Origin of the sequence: Bosea sp. (in: a-proteobacteria), assembly GCF_023953965.1 — a bacterium.
Taxonomy (GTDB): domain Bacteria; phylum Pseudomonadota; class Alphaproteobacteria; order Rhizobiales; family Beijerinckiaceae; genus Allobosea.
The window spans coordinates 357997-373641 of the sequence record NZ_JAMLIX010000001.1 but is presented as its reverse complement, the minus strand read 5'-3'; the positions used below and the strand labels follow the sequence as shown (position 1 = coordinate 373641).

The 15645-nt window shown below is 68.1% G+C and carries 15 protein-coding genes; 5 read left to right on the top strand and 10 right to left on the bottom strand.

Translation table 11 applies throughout. From position 1 onward, the window contains the following. The 3 genes from M9917_RS01635 to M9917_RS01625 all read right to left on the bottom strand — a co-directional run bounded on the left by M9917_RS01635 (position 1) and on the right by M9917_RS01625 (position 2654). Positions 1 to 783 (bottom strand): inositol monophosphatase family protein, encoded by a 783-nt coding sequence (locus M9917_RS01635; protein WP_297250566.1) that lies wholly within the window; start codon positions 781 to 783, stop codon positions 1 to 3. Further along, positions 780 to 1784, bottom strand: coding sequence for an inositol 2-dehydrogenase (iolG, locus tag M9917_RS01630; protein WP_297254667.1), 1005 nt, complete (start codon positions 1782 to 1784; stop codon positions 780 to 782). The genes M9917_RS01635 and iolG overlap by 4 nt, the downstream gene beginning before the upstream one ends. 69 nt (positions 1785 to 1853) lie before the next feature. Next, on the bottom strand, positions 1854 to 2654 hold the full coding sequence (locus M9917_RS01625) for an SDR family oxidoreductase (protein WP_297250565.1): 801 nt from the start codon (positions 2652 to 2654) through the stop codon (positions 1854 to 1856). 429 nt (positions 2655 to 3083) lie between these two features. Between M9917_RS01625 and M9917_RS01620 the strand changes: the two genes are divergently transcribed. From M9917_RS01620 to M9917_RS01600, 5 genes are all read left to right on the top strand, one after another. After that, positions 3084 to 4871 (top strand): peptide ABC transporter substrate-binding protein, encoded by a 1788-nt coding sequence (locus M9917_RS01620; protein WP_297250564.1) that lies wholly within the window; start codon positions 3084 to 3086, stop codon positions 4869 to 4871. Positions 4872 to 5015: 144 nt separating this feature from the next. Then, positions 5016 to 5975: an ABC transporter permease gene (locus M9917_RS01615; protein ID WP_297250563.1), complete on the top strand. Its 960-nt coding sequence runs from the start codon at positions 5016 to 5018 to the stop codon at positions 5973 to 5975. Further along, positions 5941 to 6882, top strand: coding sequence for an ABC transporter permease (locus M9917_RS01610; RefSeq protein ID WP_297250562.1), 942 nt, complete (start codon positions 5941 to 5943; stop codon positions 6880 to 6882). Before M9917_RS01615 ends, M9917_RS01610 begins: the two co-directional genes overlap by 35 nt. 20 nt (positions 6883 to 6902) lie before the next feature. Then, positions 6903 to 8753 (top strand): ABC transporter ATP-binding protein, encoded by a 1851-nt coding sequence (locus M9917_RS01605; RefSeq protein ID WP_297250561.1) that lies wholly within the window; start codon positions 6903 to 6905, stop codon positions 8751 to 8753. A gap of 153 nt (positions 8754 to 8906) precedes the next feature. Continuing rightward, positions 8907 to 9494 carry a hypothetical protein gene (locus M9917_RS01600; protein WP_297250560.1) on the top strand — a complete coding sequence of 196 codons (588 nt, stop codon included), beginning with the start codon at positions 8907 to 8909 and terminating at the stop codon, positions 9492 to 9494. Positions 9495 to 9499: 5 nt separating this feature from the next. On the opposite strand, the gene M9917_RS01595 is transcribed toward M9917_RS01600, so the two are convergent. The 7 genes from M9917_RS01595 to M9917_RS01565 form a co-directional block, all read right to left on the bottom strand. Beyond that, a complete protein-coding gene (locus M9917_RS01595; RefSeq protein WP_297250559.1) occupies positions 9500 to 10021 on the bottom strand; it encodes an RNA pyrophosphohydrolase in 522 nt (173 codons plus the stop codon). Further along, the gene (locus tag M9917_RS01590) at positions 10018 to 11151 is read right to left on the bottom strand and encodes a divergent polysaccharide deacetylase family protein (protein WP_297250558.1); all 1134 of its coding nucleotides are present in this window, start codon (positions 11149 to 11151) and stop codon (positions 10018 to 10020) included. Before M9917_RS01590 ends, M9917_RS01595 begins: the two co-directional genes overlap by 4 nt. Positions 11152 to 11389: 238 nt before the next feature. Continuing rightward, positions 11390 to 12751, bottom strand: a complete 1362-nt coding sequence (locus M9917_RS01585; RefSeq protein WP_297250557.1) for a S41 family peptidase — start codon at positions 12749 to 12751, stop codon at positions 11390 to 11392. Further along, a complete protein-coding gene (locus tag M9917_RS01580; protein ID WP_297250556.1) occupies positions 12751 to 14046 on the bottom strand; it encodes a murein hydrolase activator EnvC family protein in 1296 nt (431 codons plus the stop codon). The genes M9917_RS01585 and M9917_RS01580 overlap by 1 nt, the downstream gene beginning before the upstream one ends. A gap of 38 nt (positions 14047 to 14084) precedes the next feature. Beyond that, entirely contained in the window at positions 14085 to 14564 is a 480-nt protein-coding gene (rlmH, locus tag M9917_RS01575; RefSeq protein WP_297250555.1) for a 23S rRNA (pseudouridine(1915)-N(3))-methyltransferase RlmH, read from the bottom strand. Positions 14565 to 14576: 12 nt separating this feature from the next. After that, entirely contained in the window at positions 14577 to 14876 is a 300-nt protein-coding gene (gene rsfS, locus M9917_RS01570; RefSeq protein ID WP_465246311.1) for a ribosome silencing factor, read from the bottom strand. Between the two features lie 182 nt (positions 14877 to 15058). Next, positions 15059 to 15637: a nicotinate-nucleotide adenylyltransferase gene (locus M9917_RS01565; protein WP_297250554.1), complete on the bottom strand. Its 579-nt coding sequence runs from the start codon at positions 15635 to 15637 to the stop codon at positions 15059 to 15061. Between the last annotated feature and the right edge of the window lie 8 nt (positions 15638 to 15645).

The following is a 15645-nucleotide window of genomic DNA, read 5'->3' as shown; positions in this document are numbered from 1 at the left end:
CTAAGCGATTCCGGTGATCTCCTTTAGTTCCACGGCCAGCCCCGGCGTGCAGCACAGGATCGGGTTGCCCTTCGCGATTCCTTCGCCCGCGAAGAAATCGTTGAGATGGGCGCCGGCCTCGTTGGCGACGACGATGCCCGCTGCGACGTCCCAGGCGTTGATGTGCAGCTCCGTATAGGCGTCGCTCCAGCCGCAGGCGACGTGGCAGAGGCCGAGCGTGCCGGAGCCCAGGCGCTTCACCGAGGCGCCTGCGGCATAGGCGCGCCCGATCACCTCGAGGTAGCGCGCCGCGGGCACGCGGGTCGACCAGCCGAGCTCGATCGCCGCGCGGGCGATGTCGGTCGCGCCGGAGACCTTGACAGGCTCGCCGTTCAGCGTCGCGCCCGCGCCGCGGCGGGCGGCGTAGACCTCGCCCAGCGCCGGCGCGGTGACGATGCCGATCTCAGGGGTGCGATCCGCCAGGAAGCCGATGGAGATGCACCAGTTGCGGTCGCCATGGGCGAAATTGGCCGTGCCGTCGATCGGATCGAGGATCCAGACCGCGTCGGAGGGCTCGCCGCCGCCTTCCTCGCCGATGATCGAATCGCCCGGGAAGAGCGTGGAGAGCCGGCCGCGCAGGAACGCCTCGACCTCGCCGTCGGCGACCGTCAGCCAGTCCTGCGCGCCCTTCATGGTGATGCCGAGCGTCTCGCGCCGGTTGAAATAGCCGAGCGCCAGCTGGCTCGCCTCGGCGGCAAGCCCGAGCGCCGCATGATAGCGCAGATCGCGTTCGACCGGGGTCATCGCGGGCCTGCCGGCTCGATGCTGACCGGCTTGCCGGTCTCAGCCGATTGCGTCGCGGCGTCGGCGAGGATCTGGGCTCTCAGCCCGTCATGGCCGCAGGGTGCGGGCCTGCCCTTGCCGCGGCAGGCGGCGATGAAGGCGTCGAGCTCGGCGCGATAGGCGCTGGCATAGCGCTCCAGGAAGAAGTTCTGCACCGGGTCGGTGCGGAAACCCTGCTCGGTCGCGATCTCGACGGTGGTCTCGTGGACGTTGCCGGCGCGCAGCATGCCCTTGGAGCCGTGGACCTCGATGCGCTGGTCGTAGCCATAGGTGGCGCGGCGGGAATTCGAGATCTGGGCGATCTTGCCCGTGGCGGTCTTCATGACGACGGCGGCGGTGTCGACGTCGCCGGCCTCGCCGATCGCCTTGTCGACCAGGGCGGAGCCGAGCGCGAAGACCTCGACCGGCTCCTCCGCCAGGAGGAAGCGCACCATGTCGAAATCATGGATCATCATGTCGCGGAAGAGCCCGCCCGAGCGCTTGACGTAGTCGACCGGCGGCGGCGAGGGATCGCGCGAGATCACGCTGACGATCTCGATCGCGCCGGCCTCGCCCGCGCGCAGGCGCGCCTCCAGCCCGGCGAAATTCGGATCGAAGCGGCGGTTGAAGCCGATCATCAGCGGCTTGCCGGATTTCTCGACCACCGCGAGGCAGCGGCGGATGCGGGCGGCGTCGAGATCGACCGGCTTCTCGCAGAACACCGCCTTGCCGGCGCCGACCGCCTGCTCGATCAGGTCGGCGTGGATGTCGGTCGGGGTGCAGATCAGCACGGCGTCGATCGCGCGATCGGCCAGGATTTCCTCGACGCTCGCGGGCCTGGCCCCGGCCGCGGCGGCGAGCGAGGCGGCAGCCTCCGGCACCGCGTCGGAGACGGCGACGAGTTCGGCATCGCCGCGCCGGGCGACGTTCAGCCCGTGGATGCGCCCGATGCGGCCGGCGCCCAGCAATCCGATCTTCATGATCGCCTTCGGTCCCGTGGTCATGATCGTCGCTGCACCTGCAATGACATGTCGTTCCGATGGCGCGCGCGGTCAGTCATGCGCGCCGAGGATGGTCTGGTCGAAATCGATATTGGCGCCGGTCATCAGCCCCGATTCGGACGAGGCGAGATAGGCGACCGCCTTGGCGACCTCGCGCGGGTCGATCAGCCGGCCGAAGGGCTGGGCGGCAGAGGCCGCCTCGAGCCAGCCATCCTCGGCATCGTGGCGCAGCTTCATGATCGCGTCCTCGCCCGGCGTCGCCATCCAGCCGATATTGAGGCCGTTGACGCGGATGCGGTGCTTCAAGAGCCCGTGGGCGGCGTTCTTCGTCAGCGTGGCGAGCGCCCCCTTGGAGACGCTGTAGGCTGAGAGGAAGGGCTGGCCGCCATGGGCCGACATCGACTGGATGTTGACGATGGCACCCGCCACGCCCTGCCGGCGCATCAGCCCGGCCGCATCCTGGATCAGGAAGAAGGGGGCTTTCAGGTTCACCGCCATGATGCGCTCGTAGAGCGCGGGCGAAGTGTCGAAGATCGTGCCGCGGTCGGTGTCGCCGGCGGCGTTGACGAGGATGTCGAGCCGGCCGAAGGCGCTCTCCGCCGCCGGGACCACCTGCCGCACCGCGTCGGGATCGGCGAGGTCGGCGCGGTGGAAACGGGCATCGCAGCCCACCGCCCTGAGGCTTTCCGCCACGGCCTCGCCACGTGCGGCGTTGCGCCCGGTCAGCAAGAGCCCCGGCGCGCCGCGCCCGGCGAATTCGCGCGCGATCGCCTCGCCCAGCCCCTGGCTGCCTCCGGTGACGATGGCGACCTTGCCGTGGAGTTCGCGGCTGAAGGAACCGGCTTGCGACAACGATCCGTCTCCGGAAGCGAAACGGCAGGGATTTTTTAAGGTCCCTGCTCTTTGGAACAAACATTCCATTCTCGGCATGGGTGAGTCAAGCCGACGCCGCCGGCCGGCTCGACAAAACCGCAAACCTGGGCTCCGTGCCCGGCCCGCGCCGCCCGGCTGGCGTCAACCCCCCGTACGAAAGGACAGGCTGCTCCCGGCCGGACAGAAAACTGCCGCTCTTATGGAGATATCGCAATATAGTTGCAAGATACGACAGAAATACCGCATATTAATGTAATGAACGGCCTTATTAGGAGCCAGGCCGCGCGGCAGACGCGCATCGGCCCTGCGCTGCGCAGTTGACGCTTTCGTTGGCGCATGCGTTGCTGGGGCGATCGAGAACACGGCATGCGAGCGCCGGAGATTTTATGTAAAGGTGGAGGCATTTCGATGAAAGAGCAGGAAATCCGTGGTCTGGTCGCGGATGTGAAGGACGGCGCGCTGTCGCGGCGCTCCTTCATGCGGAAGATGGCGGCCGCCGGCATCGCCGCGCCGTTCGCGACCCAGATCCTGATCTGGAACAACGTCGCGCTGGCGGATGCCACGCTGAAGTACACGCCGACCAAGGCTGGCGGCGGCGGGGCGCTGAAGATGCTGCTCTGGCAGGCGCCGACCCTGCTCAACCCGCATTTCGCCTCGGGCACCAAGGACCAGATCGCCTCGCGCATCTTCTACGAGCCGCTCGCCGGCTGGGACAAGGAGGGCAACCTCATCCCGCAGCTCGCCGCCGAGGTTCCGACCAAGGAGAACGGCGGCCTGTCCGCGGACGGCACGGTCGTCACCTGGAAGATCAAGCAGGGCGTGAAGTGGCATGACGGCAAGCCGCTCACGGCCGACGACGTCGTCTTCACCTGGGAATACGCCGCCGACCCGCAGACCGCCGCCTATACCAGCGGCTCCTATACCAACATCAAGGTCGAGAAGGTCGACGACCACACCGTCAAGGTGATCTTCCAGCAGCCGACGCCGTTCTGGGCCGACCCCTTCGTCGGCGTGGTCGGCATGATCATCCCCAAGCATCATTTCGGCGACTACAAGGGCGCGAAGTCGCGCGAGGCCCCGGCCAATCTGAAGCCGGTCGGCACCGGCCCCTATAAATTCACCGACTTCAAGCCGGGCGATATCCTGACCGGCACCCGCAACGAGGACTACCACGTCAAGATCCAGCCCTATTTCGACACGCTCGAGGTCAAGGGCGGCGGCGACGCGGTCTCGGCGGCGCGCGCCGTGCTGCAGACCGGCGAATACGACTACGCCTGGAACCTCCAGGTCGAGGACGACGTCCTCAAGCGCATGGAAGCCGGCGGCAAGGGCAAGATCAGCGCCGCGCCGGCGGGCGACATCGAGTTCATCATCCTCAACACCACCGACCCCTGGACCGAGGTCGAGGGCGAGCGCTCCCGCGTCGGCACCAAGCATCCGACGTTGAGCGATCCGAAGGTGCGCGAGGCGATCAACCTGCTGGTCGACCGCGACTCGATCCAGAAGTTCATCTACGGGCGCGGCGGCGTCGCGACGGCGAGCTTCGTCAACGAGCCCAAGAAGTTCAAGTCGCCGCGGCTGAAATACGAGTTCAACATCGACAAGGCCAACAAGATCCTCGACGATGCCGGTTACAAGCGCGGGTCCGACGGCATCCGCGAGAAGGACGGCAAGAAGCTCAAATACGTCTTCCAGACCTCGATCAACGCCCCGCGCCAGAAGACGCAAGCCATCATCAAGCAGGCTTGCCAGAAGGCCGGCATCGATCTGGAGCTGAAGTCGGTCGTAGCCTCGGTGTTCTTCTCGTCGGACGTAGCCAACCCCGATACCTACACCAAGCTCTACTGCGACATGCAGATGTACACGACCACGCAGCCGCAGCCTGATCCGGAGCGCTTCCTCAACCAGTGCGTTTCCTGGGAGTACGCCACCAAGGCGAACAACTGGCAGGGCCGCAACATCTCGCGCTATTCCGAGCCGGGCTCCGACGAAGCCTATCGGGCCGGCCAGAAGGAGCTCGACCCGGCCAAGCGCGCCGAGCTCTTCATGAAGGTCGACGAGACCTTCTGCCTGGCGCATGTGTTCGTGCCGCTGCTCTCGCGCACCCGCGTCGTCGGCTCCGCGAACAACCTCGCGCATGATCACAGCGGCTGGGATGTCGACAGCTGGAACATCGCTGCCTGGTTTCGCACCTAGAAGCGACGCAATGCCCGTCACGGCGCCTTGAGGCCGCCGTGACGGCATGGAGCGCGCCGGTCCGCTCTTCGGCCCGCCGGTCGTGAGGCGGACCGGCCGTCATCGGCCCAGCCCGCAGCCCCGCCGCGCGTCGAGAGGCATTTCATGGCGACATATCTCATCCGGCGGCTGCTCATCGCGATTCCGAGCCTGCTCGGGATCAGCGTGATCCTGTTTGCGATCCTGGCGCTGGCGCCGGGCGATCCGTTCTCGGAAATGGCGACGAATCCGAACGTGCCGCCCGAGGTGCGCGAGGCGCTGCGCGCCAGCTTCGGCCTCAACGATCCGATCATGGTGCGCTACCTGCGCTGGCTGTCCAACATGGCGCATGGCGACTGGGGCTTCTCCTTCGCCAGCCGCATCAATGTCGACGACCTGATTCTGCAGCGCGTCCCGACCACGCTCTTCATCGTCGGCTCGTCGCAGATCCTGGCGCTGTGCGTCGCCTTGCCGGTCGGCATCTTCGCGGCGACGCGGCCCTATTCGGTCTTCGACCAGATCGCCAACACGCTCGCCTTCGTCGGCTTCTCGCTGCCGACCTTCTTCACCGGCCTGCTCTTCATCCTGATCTTCTCGGTCAATCTCGACTGGTTCCCCTTCGTCTACCGTTCCGACATCGCGGCGACAGGCTGGCGCTGGTACTGGGAGATGTTCCGCCAGGCGATCATGCCGATCACGGTGCTCGGCCTGTTCCAGGCGGCGTCCTACACCCGCTATGTGCGCTCGGCCGTGCTCGACGTGATCCGCCTCGACTACGTCACCACGGCGCGCGCCAAGGGGCTCGGCGAAAAGACCGTGACGCTGCGCCACATCACGCGCAACGCGCTGATCCCAGTTGTCACGCTGGTCGCCCTGCAGATGCCAGCGGTGTTCGGCGGCGCCATCGTCACCGAGCAGATCTTCCGGATTCCGGGAATCGGATCGCTGCTGATCGACGCGATCCTGGCCAATGACACGCCCGTCATCATGGCCGTGACCTTCGTCTTCTCCTGCCTGGTCGTCCTGTTCAACCTCATCGCGGACCTTCTTTATGGCTGGCTCGACCCTCGCATCTCCTTCGGCTGATCCGGCCGCGGCGGCGCCCAAGGCCGCCAGATCGGTCTCGCCGGGGCACGAGACCTGGCGGCGCTTCAAGCGTCATCGCCTCGCGATGGCGAGCACGGTGGTGCTCGGCCTCCTGATCCTGGGCGTCGTCGCCGGCCCCTGGCTGTGGCCGGTCGCGATCAACGAGATCGACTTCTCGGCTCAGCTCCAGGGTCCGTCCTGGGCGCATCCGTTCGGGACGGACGATCTCGGCCAGGATATCCTCGCGCGGATGATGTATGGCGGGCGCATCTCGCTCGCAGTCGGGCTCGCCGCGATGGTGGTTGCGACGCTCGTCGGCGTGCTGATCGGGGCTCTCGCCGGCATGTCGCGCAAATTCGCCGACCCTCTCCTGATGTGGGTGACGGACCTGTTCCTGTCGCTGCCGCAACTGCCGCTGCTGCTCCTGATTATCTATCTGTTCCGCGAGCAGCTCAAGGCCGTGTTCGGCGTCGAGGGCGGCGTCTTCGTGCTGATCGTCATCGTCATCGGCGGTCTGCGCTGGATGCCGGTGGCGCGGCTGGTGCGCGCGCAGTTCCTGTCGCTGCGCGAGAAGGAGTTCGTCGAGGCCGCCCGCGCCCAGGGCGCGACGAAGATGCGCCAGATGATGCGCCACATCCTGCCCAACGCGCTGGGGCCCGTCATCGTCGCGGCGACGATCGAGGTGTCCTCGGCGATCATCGCCGAATCGACGCTGTCCTTCCTCGGCCTCGGCTTCCCGCCGGACATCCCGACCTGGGGGCGGCTCCTGTTCGACGCCAAGGACCAGCTCGACACCGCGCCGCACTGGGCCATGTTCCCCGGCGCCGCGATCTTCCTGACCGTGCTCTCGATCAACTTCATCGGCGACGGCCTGCGCGATGCGCTCGACCCGCGCCGCGTCATCTGATCTCAAGGGGAAAGCCAGACATGACCTCACCGATCCTGACTGTCTCGAACCTCACCACCTCATTCCGGGTCGAGGGCCAGTGGAAGTCGGTCGTCCGCAACATCTCCTTCGACATCAAGCCGAAGGAGACGCTGGCCGTGGTCGGCGAATCCGGCTCCGGCAAGAGCGTCACCGCGCTCTCGATCATGCGGCTGACCCCGCCGCAGTCGAGCCGGATCGAAGGCTCGATCAAGCTCAACGGCACGGAGCTCCTGACGCTGCCGGATTCCGAGATGCGCAAGATCCGCGGCAACGAGATCGCGATGATCTTCCAGGAGCCGATGACCTCGCTGAACCCGGTCCTGACCATCGGCTTCCAGATCGCCGAGGCGCTGATCCTGCATCGCGGCATGTCGCGCTCGGAGGCCGAGGCCGAGACGGTCCGCCTCCTGGAGAAGGTGCGCATTCCCGCCGCGAAGTCGCGCTTCCACGAATATCCGCACCGCTTTTCGGGCGGCATGCGCCAGCGCGTGATGATCGCGATGGCGCTGGCCTGCAAGCCCAAGCTCCTGATCGCCGACGAGCCGACGACCGCGCTCGACGTGACGATCCAGGCCCAGATCCTCGAGCTGATCAAGACGCTCCAGGACGAGGAGGGCATGTCGGTCCTCTTCATCACCCACGACATGGGCGTCGTCGCCGAGATCGCCGACCGCACGGTCGTCATGTACAACGGCGACGAGATCGAGACCGGCGCGACCGAGGATATCTTCGCCCGGCCGCAGCGGCCCTACACCAAGTCGCTGCTCTCGGCCGTGCCGAAGCTCGGCTCGATGATCGGCAAGGAGCGCCCGATGCGCTTCCCGGTCGTCGACAGGACCACCGGCGAATCCGACGTGCCGACCGAGGTGCCCGACACCGTCAAGGCGGCGGAGCGCCCGGTGCTCGAGGTCGCGGGGCTGACGACCCGCTTCGAGATCCGCGGCGGCCTGCTCTCCTCGGTCCGGGGCCGGGTGCACGCGGTCGAGAACGTCTCCTTCAGCCTCCAGGCCGGCGAGACCTTGGCGCTGGTCGGCGAATCCGGCTGTGGCAAGTCGACCACCGGCCGTTCGGTGATGCGCCTGATCGAGCCGCTCTCCGGCTCGGTGCTGCTCGACGGCGTCGACGTGCTGAAGCTCAGCCAGCACGACCTGCGCGAGCAGCGCAAGCGCATGCAGATGATCTTCCAGGATCCCTTCGCCTCGCTGAACCCGCGCATGAACGTCGGCGCTGCCATTGCAGAGCCGCTCCTGATCAACAACCTCGCCAGCCGCTCGCAAGCGCGCGACAAGGTCGCCGACCTGTTGAAGCGCGTCGGCCTCCTGCCGGAGATGGCGAGCCGCTTCCCGCACGAGTTCTCGGGCGGCCAGCGCCAGCGCGTCTGCATCGCGCGAGCGCTCGCGGTCGAGCCCAGGCTGATCGTGGCGGACGAGGCGGTCTCGGCGCTCGACGTCTCGGTGAAGGCGCAGGTGGTCAACCTGATGCTCGACCTCCAGGCGCGCATGGGGCTGGGTTATCTTTTCATCTCGCACGACATGGCGGTGGTGGAGCGCGTCAGCCACCGCGTCGCGGTGATGTATCTCGGCGAGATCGTCGAGATCGGCCCGCGCGAGGCGATCTTCGAGAACCCGCAGCACCCCTACACCAAGCGCCTGCTCGCAGCGGTGCCGATCGCCGATCCGGCCCGGCGCCTGCAGAAGCGGCCGGTCTCCAACGACGAGATCAAGAGCCCGGTCCGCCCGGCCGACTACGAGCCGCCTGTGCGCCAGTATCGCGAGGTCTCGCCCGGCCACGCCGTGATGATCTGGGGCGAGGAGTGGGAGAAGAAGGAGCCGGTCGCCGCCGCGGCCTGATCCGGCGAGCGGCTGCCGTCGTCATTCCGGGGCTTCGCGCAGCGAGGAACCCGGAATGGCGATTTGCCAATTGCGGAACGGCTCCCTGCCTGGTCGTATTTTCCTCACGCGATCAACCGTTCCTTCCATCCGGACATGCTTTAGGCACGGGGTATGGAAACCGTCTCGCCGCACGAAATCTTCCCGCATGTCCGCATCATCCTGGGCATGGTCATCGGCCTCGGCATCACGCGGCTGCTGGCGGGCATCGCCGGTTTCATCCAGCATCCCGGCCGCCATCGCGTCTCGCTGCTGCATATGCTCTGGGTCGGCTCGATCCTGCTCGAGCTCGTGCTGTTCTGGTGGTGGGAGTTCGGGCTGTCGCGGCTGACGGCCTGGAATTTCGGCGCCTATCTCTTCCTGATCGGCTATGCCGTCGTGCTCTATCTGATCGCGGCGCTGCTGTTTCCCGACAATGTCGCGGAATATGCCGGCTATGAGGATTTCTTCCTCCAGCGCCGGCGCTGGTTCTTCGGCCTGCTCGCGGCGGCTTTCCTGCTCGACATCGTCGATACGATGATCAAGGGCCGCCAGCACTGGAGTGAGCTCAGCGGCGACTATCTGGTGCAGGTTCCGATCGGGCTTGCCCTGTGCCTGATCGCCTATGTTTCCGCCCGGCGCGGCGTGCATGTCGCGCTCGCCGGCGTGCACATCCTCTACCAGTTCTACTGGATCGGGCGCACCGTCTACACGATGGGCTGAGGCACTCAGCCCTTCGCGGCCGGGGTCGCGAAGGGGGCGAAATGCCTCACGACCTCGCGATAGACGCCCTGCTTGAAGGGGATGATCAGATCCGGCGTCTCCTCGAGCCGCGCCCAGCGCCAGGCGTCGAACTCCGCCTTGTGGCCGCCGGCCGGGGTCAGGATGTCGATCTCGGCCTCGGCGCCGAGGAAGCGGAAGGCGAACCATTTCTGCGCCTGGCCGCGCCAGCGCCCCTTCCAGGCCTGTTTGCCGATGTCGGCGGGCAGGTCGTAGGCGAGCCAGCCCGGCGCCTCGGCGATGAGCGCGATGGAGGTGACGTTGGTCTCCTCGGCGAGCTCGCGGCGGGCCGCCTCCAGCGGCGTCTCGCCCTTGTCGATGCCGCCCTGCGGCATCTGCCAGGCATGGCCCGGCGCGACATGCTCGCGCTGGGTCTTGTCGGCGCGTCTTCCGACGAAGACGAGCCCTTCCGGGTTGAACAGGGCAAGCCCGACACAGGGGCGGTAGCCTTCGGGGGCCGCCTCGGTCATCTGAGCGATCCGGTGGTCTTGGGCGCTTCCGTCGTCTTCGGCGTTTCCCTGGCCTTGCTCTGGCGGAAGCCGCGGGCGGCGCTCACGGGAACGATCGCGAGCTTCTTGCCCTCCAGCGATTGGGCCCAGCGGTTGATCCGTTCGATCGAGACCGGCAGCGCGCTGGCGGCGGCGACCGCGATGCCCTGCTCGCGGGCGAGGCTCTCCAGCGCCGCAAGCTCCTTGTCGATGGCGTCGGCGTTGGCGACGCCATCGATGACGCGGTCGATCTTCAGGGCCGGGATCCGGGCGCGGTCGGCCGCGCCGGCAAGAAGGCTGCGCGCCGAGGAGCCGTCGTCGACGACCATCACGCCGCGGCCGGCGAGCTCGCGCAGCACCGGCGAGAGCGCATTCTCGTCGGCGGTGAAGCGGCCGCCGAGGAAATTGACGATGCCGACATAGCCGGTGAAGCGGCCCAGCGCCCAATGCAGCTTGTCGAGGTTCTCCGACGCCTTCGGCCCGGTCAGCAGCGTATGCGGGCCGGGATCGTTGTCGGGATAGTCGAAGGGCTCCATCGGCACCTGCAGGAAGACCTCGTGGCCTTCGCCGCGGGCGCGCTGGACGCTGCGTTCGAGCTCGGCGCCATAGGGCGCGAAGGCGAGCGAGACCGGCGGCGGCAGCTTCGCGATCGCCTCCGCGGTGCCGCTCTGGCTGATGCCGAGGCCGCCAACGAGGAGCGCGATGCGGCCGGCCGGCTTCACCATCGGCTCGGGGCCGAACGGGCGGGCATAGACCTTGGCCGGCGTCGCCCCGTCGGGGCCGAGCTTGGGCAGCAGGCCGTAGCGCGAACGCTCGACCAGCCGGCTGTCGGGGGCGGGGGCGAGCCTGATCGGGCCGGCCTCGTCGGGAACGGTGATGACGATGGCGCCCGGCGCCTCCTCGCCCGGCCTGAACACGGTCACGCCGGCGCTGTTCTCGAGCTCGGCGGCGCTGGCGGGCTGGCGCGGCGCGTCAGTGGCCGGGCCGGCGGTGGCGGCGCCGGCGGGGAGGGCGGGGGCAGGGGCGGCGCGCTTCCCGATAGCGGCCACGGCGATCGGCTCGCCGCCGTCGGGATCGCGGTTGAGCGCGACCGTCAGCAGGAGCCCGAGCACGACAAGGCCGACGCAACCGGCCGCCGCGGTCGCGAGCCAGCGGCCCCACGGCTTGCCGGCGGCCCTCGGGCGATCCTGGCCAAGCGGTCGGTTGAGCTCCGTCAGCGGCTTTCCGGCCTGTATCGGCCGTCCTCGAGATTGCGATTCGGGGCCGAATCAGCGGCCCGCGCGTCAGAGTACGCGCCGACCGGAGCGCATCGCAATCCGATCGGTCAGGCGGTCCGGCAAGCCCGTGGGGTCAGTTCGGCTGCCTGGGCGCCTCGGGGGTGGCGGGCGCCTCGGGCGCAGCCGGCGTCTCGGCCGGGGCCGCGACGTCCTTCTTGACGCCGCGCAGCTGGTTGAGCGCCGCGATGAGCTGGGTGTCCTTGGTCGCATCGGCCGGGACATAGGAGCTCGAACCGGACTGTTCCTCGCCCTCGCCGGCCTTGAGATGGCCCTTGAGCGCGGCTTCGCCCTTGTTCTCGACGAGCTTGTCCTTGATCTCCTGCGGGATGTCCTGCTGCACCTCGATGTCGGGCGTGATGCCCTTGGCCTGGATCGAGTTGCCGGACGGGGTGTAGTAGCGCGCCGTGGTCAGGCGCAGGCCGCCGTTCGAGCCGAGCGGGATCACGGTCTGGACCGAGCCCTTGCCGAAGGAGCGCGTGCCCATCACGGTCGCGCGCTTGTGATCCTGCAGGGCGCCGGCGACGATCTCGGCCGCCGAGGCCGAGGAGCCGTTGATCAGCACCACGACCGGCTTGCCCTTGGTCAGGTCGCCCGACTTGGCGTTGAAGACCTGGGTCTCCTCGGCGTTGCGGCCGCGCGTCGAGACGATCTTGCCGCGATCGAGGAAGGCGTCGGAGACCAGCACGGACTGGTCGAGGCGCCCGCCGCGGTTGTTGCGCAGGTCGATGACGAAGCCCTTCAGCTTGTCGGCGCCGATCTCGGAGGTGATCTTCTCGATCGCCTTGCGCAGGCCGTCATAGGTCTGCTCGGAGAAGGTGCCGATGCGGATATAGCCGACATCGCCCTCGACCCGCTCCTCGACGGCCGGCACGACGATGGTCGAGCGGGTCAGGGTGAATTCGAGCGGCTCGGTCTTGCCGGGGCGGTCGATCTTGAGCGTGACCTGGGTGTTGATCAGCCCGCGCATCTTCTCCACGGCCTGGGTCAGTGTCAGGCCCTTCACCTCGGTTCCGTCGATCTGGCGGATGATGTCGTTGGCGAGGATGCCGGCCTTGGAGGCGGGCGTGTCGCGAATGGGCTTGGCGACCTTGAGGACGCCGTCCTCCATCGACACCTCGATGCCGAGACCGCCGAACTGTCCGCGCATGTCGGTGTCCATGTCGCGGAAGGACTTGGAATCGAGATAGGACGAGTGCGGGTCGAGCGAGGAGACCATGCCGTTGATCGCGGCCTCGATCAGCTTCTGCTCGTCGGGCTTGTCGACATAGTCGGTGCGGATCTTCTCGAAGATGTCGCCGAACAGGTTGAGGCTGCGATAGACCTCGGCCGAGGCGGCCACCGCGCTGGTCGAGGAGAGCAGCCTGGTCTGTGTGGCGAGACCGGTCAGGCCCGCGCCCATGATGGCGCCGGCGAGAACGAGGGAAACCTTGCGCATCATCCGCGAGCCTTTTCGCCTTGCGATTTCGTCCACCACGGCGTCGGGTCGATCGAGACGCCGTCTTTCCTGAATTCGATATAGAGAACCGGCTGCCCGGTTCCCACCCCTACTGTCGTCGCGGCAGCTTCCGACGTTTCGCCCATTGCCGCAACCGGCTCTCCCGCCAGCACGAACTGATTGAGCGCGACATCGATCCGCTGCATGCCGGCGAGCAATATGTAGTATCCGCCGCCGGCGTTCAGGATCAAGAGTTGTCCGAACGAGCGGAACGGTCCCGCATAGACCACCCATGCATCGGAAGGCGCCGAAACTAGGGCGTTCGGCCGGGTCTCGAGCGAAATCCCGCGAATCGTGCCGCCGGCGCCGTCCGGATCGCCGAAACCACGCAATCGTGATCCCGCCGCCGGCAGGGAGAGCAGGCCCTTCGTCTCCGCGAAGGCGATCTTGGGGGCAAGCCGCGCCGGGTCCTTGAAGGCGAGCGCCGTCATGCGCTCGCGCTGCTCGCGCGTCGCCTGCTCGATCGCCTGGCGGGCGGCCTCGGCCGCCTTGTTGGCGACGGAGATCTCCTTCTCGATGGTCTCGACGAAATCCCTGAGCGAGCGGGCCTGGCCGGCGAGCTCGCCGCCGAGCGCGGCCTGCGCCGCGACATCCTTGGCGGCGCTGGCCTCGCGCTCGCGCCTCACCTCGATCAGCGAGGCGAGGCGCTGGCGCTCGGCCGCGATCTGCTCCATCTCGGCGCCGATCCGGGTCTTTTCGGCGGCGATGCCGTCGCGCAGGCGTACGAGCTCCGAAAGATCGGTGCCGAGGATCTCGACCTCCTGGCGCAGATCCGGCACCACCGCGCCGAGCAGCATCGAGGCGCGCACCGCTTCAAGGATGTCCTCGGGGCGCACCAGAACGGCCGGCGGCGGGCGCCGCCCGATGCGCTGCAGGGCCGCCAGCACCTCGGCGATCAGGGCGCGCCGGCTTTCGAGCGATCGGCGGATCGCGGCCTCGCTGGATTGCAGCAGGGAAAGCCGCGTCTCCAGCGCGCCGAGCCGCTCCTCGCCGGCCTGCGTCCTGGCGGTGGTTTCGAGCAGGGCGGTGTTGAGGGCGGCGCGGTCGGCCCGGATCGCGGCGATCTCGCTTTCGAGTTTCTCGCGCGCCTCCTTGTTGCCGGCGAGGCGCTGCTCGATCGCCTTGAGCTCGCTCTCGCGCGCCTGCTTCTCGACGAGCTTCTGCATCGCCTCGCGCTGGAGGGCTTCCGGGTCCGGCGGGGGCGCCTGGGCGAGGGCGGTTGCGCATGCCGCCATCGCGAGGAGCGCAGCGCGAATCAGGGAGCGGAACGGGCTCATGCGCGATGATAGGGGTGACCGGCGATGATCGTCATCGCCCGATAGAGCTGTTCGAGCACCAACACCCGCACGATCTGGTGCGGGATCGTCAGGGCGCCGAAGGCGAGCGTGATGTCGGCCTTCTCGCGCAACGCCTCGCTCAACCCGTCGGCGCCGCCGATGACGAAGCCCGCATGGCCGGTGCCGGCGTCGCGCGCCGTGGCGAGGCGCTGGGCGAAGGCGTCGCTGCCGAGCGGGCGGCCGCGCTCGTCGAGCGCGATGATCAGGCCGGGCTGCGCCTTGGCCAGAATCGCCTGCTCCTCCTCGCGCTTGCGCTCCTCGGGGCGCCGGCCCCGGCCCTCGGCGATCTCGACGATGTCGGGGCCGGAAAGCCCGATGCCGCGCCCCAATGCGGCTGCCCGCTCGCGATAGCGCTCGCTAAGCGCGCGTTCCGGCCCGTCCTTGAGCCGGCCGACGGCGATGACCGTAAGCCGCATCGGGAGACGGCGTCAGCCGGCGAGGCGTTCGTTCGGCCGGTCGGTGCCCCACATCTTCTCGAGATTGTAGAACTGGCGCACCTCGGGCCGGAAGACGTGGACGATGATGTCGCCGGTATCGATGAGCACCCAGTCGCAGGCCGGCATGCCCTCGACCTGCGGCGAAGGTTTCCCGCTGCTCTTGATGGCTTCGATCAGGGCCTCGGCGATCGCGGCGACATGGCGGTTGACGCTGCCCGATGCGATGATCATCGCGTCGGCCAGCGAGGTCTTGCCCACGAGGTCGATCATCGTGATGTCCTGCGCCTTCATGTCCTCCAGGACGCGCTGGACGAGGGCGATGCTCTCGGCGGAGGGGTTCTCCGCGGGAGCGGCCTGGGGAAGCGGCTTCGGCTCGGCTTCGCCAAGGGTTTGACGGGTCAGTGACGTATCCTCTCGATCCCGACGCGCTCGCGGCGCGACGAAAGCCAAAATAATTCGGGCGGCCCCGGAATTCAATCGCTCCCGGCCGCGCGGCGCAGCATCGTCGAGGACAGGGTCGAGCGCTTGCCATGCAGGAAGACCCAGGCGGGCGGGCGCATCCGCGGCAGGCTCGCCGCCCGGTTTTCGGGCAGGCGCCAGCGCGCCAGAAAATGGGCGGCGGGCGAGGCGGTGGCGCTGAGGGTCGAGCCTGGCCGGTCGATCACCGCGATCGGCATCATCGCGGCGATGGCGCGCCATTCGTTCCAGCGGTGGAAGCCGGCGAGATTGTCCGAGCCCATGATCCAGACGAAATCCACGCCCGGGCAGCGCTGCTTCAGCGCGCGCAAGGTGTCGGCGGTGTAGCGCGTGCGCAAGCTCGCCTCGATGCCGGTGACCGCGATGCGGGCATGGTCGGCAACAGCCTGCGCCTGGTCGATGCGCTCGGCGAGGCTGGGCAGCCTGGCATTGTCCTTCAGCGGGTTGCCCGGCGAGACCAGCCACCAGATGCGGTCGAGCCTGAGGCGGCTGAGCGCGGTCAGGCTCGCGAGCCGGTGGCCGTCATGGGCCGGGTTGAAGCTGCCGCCGAACAGGCCGATACTGAGGCCGGGCATATGGGGCG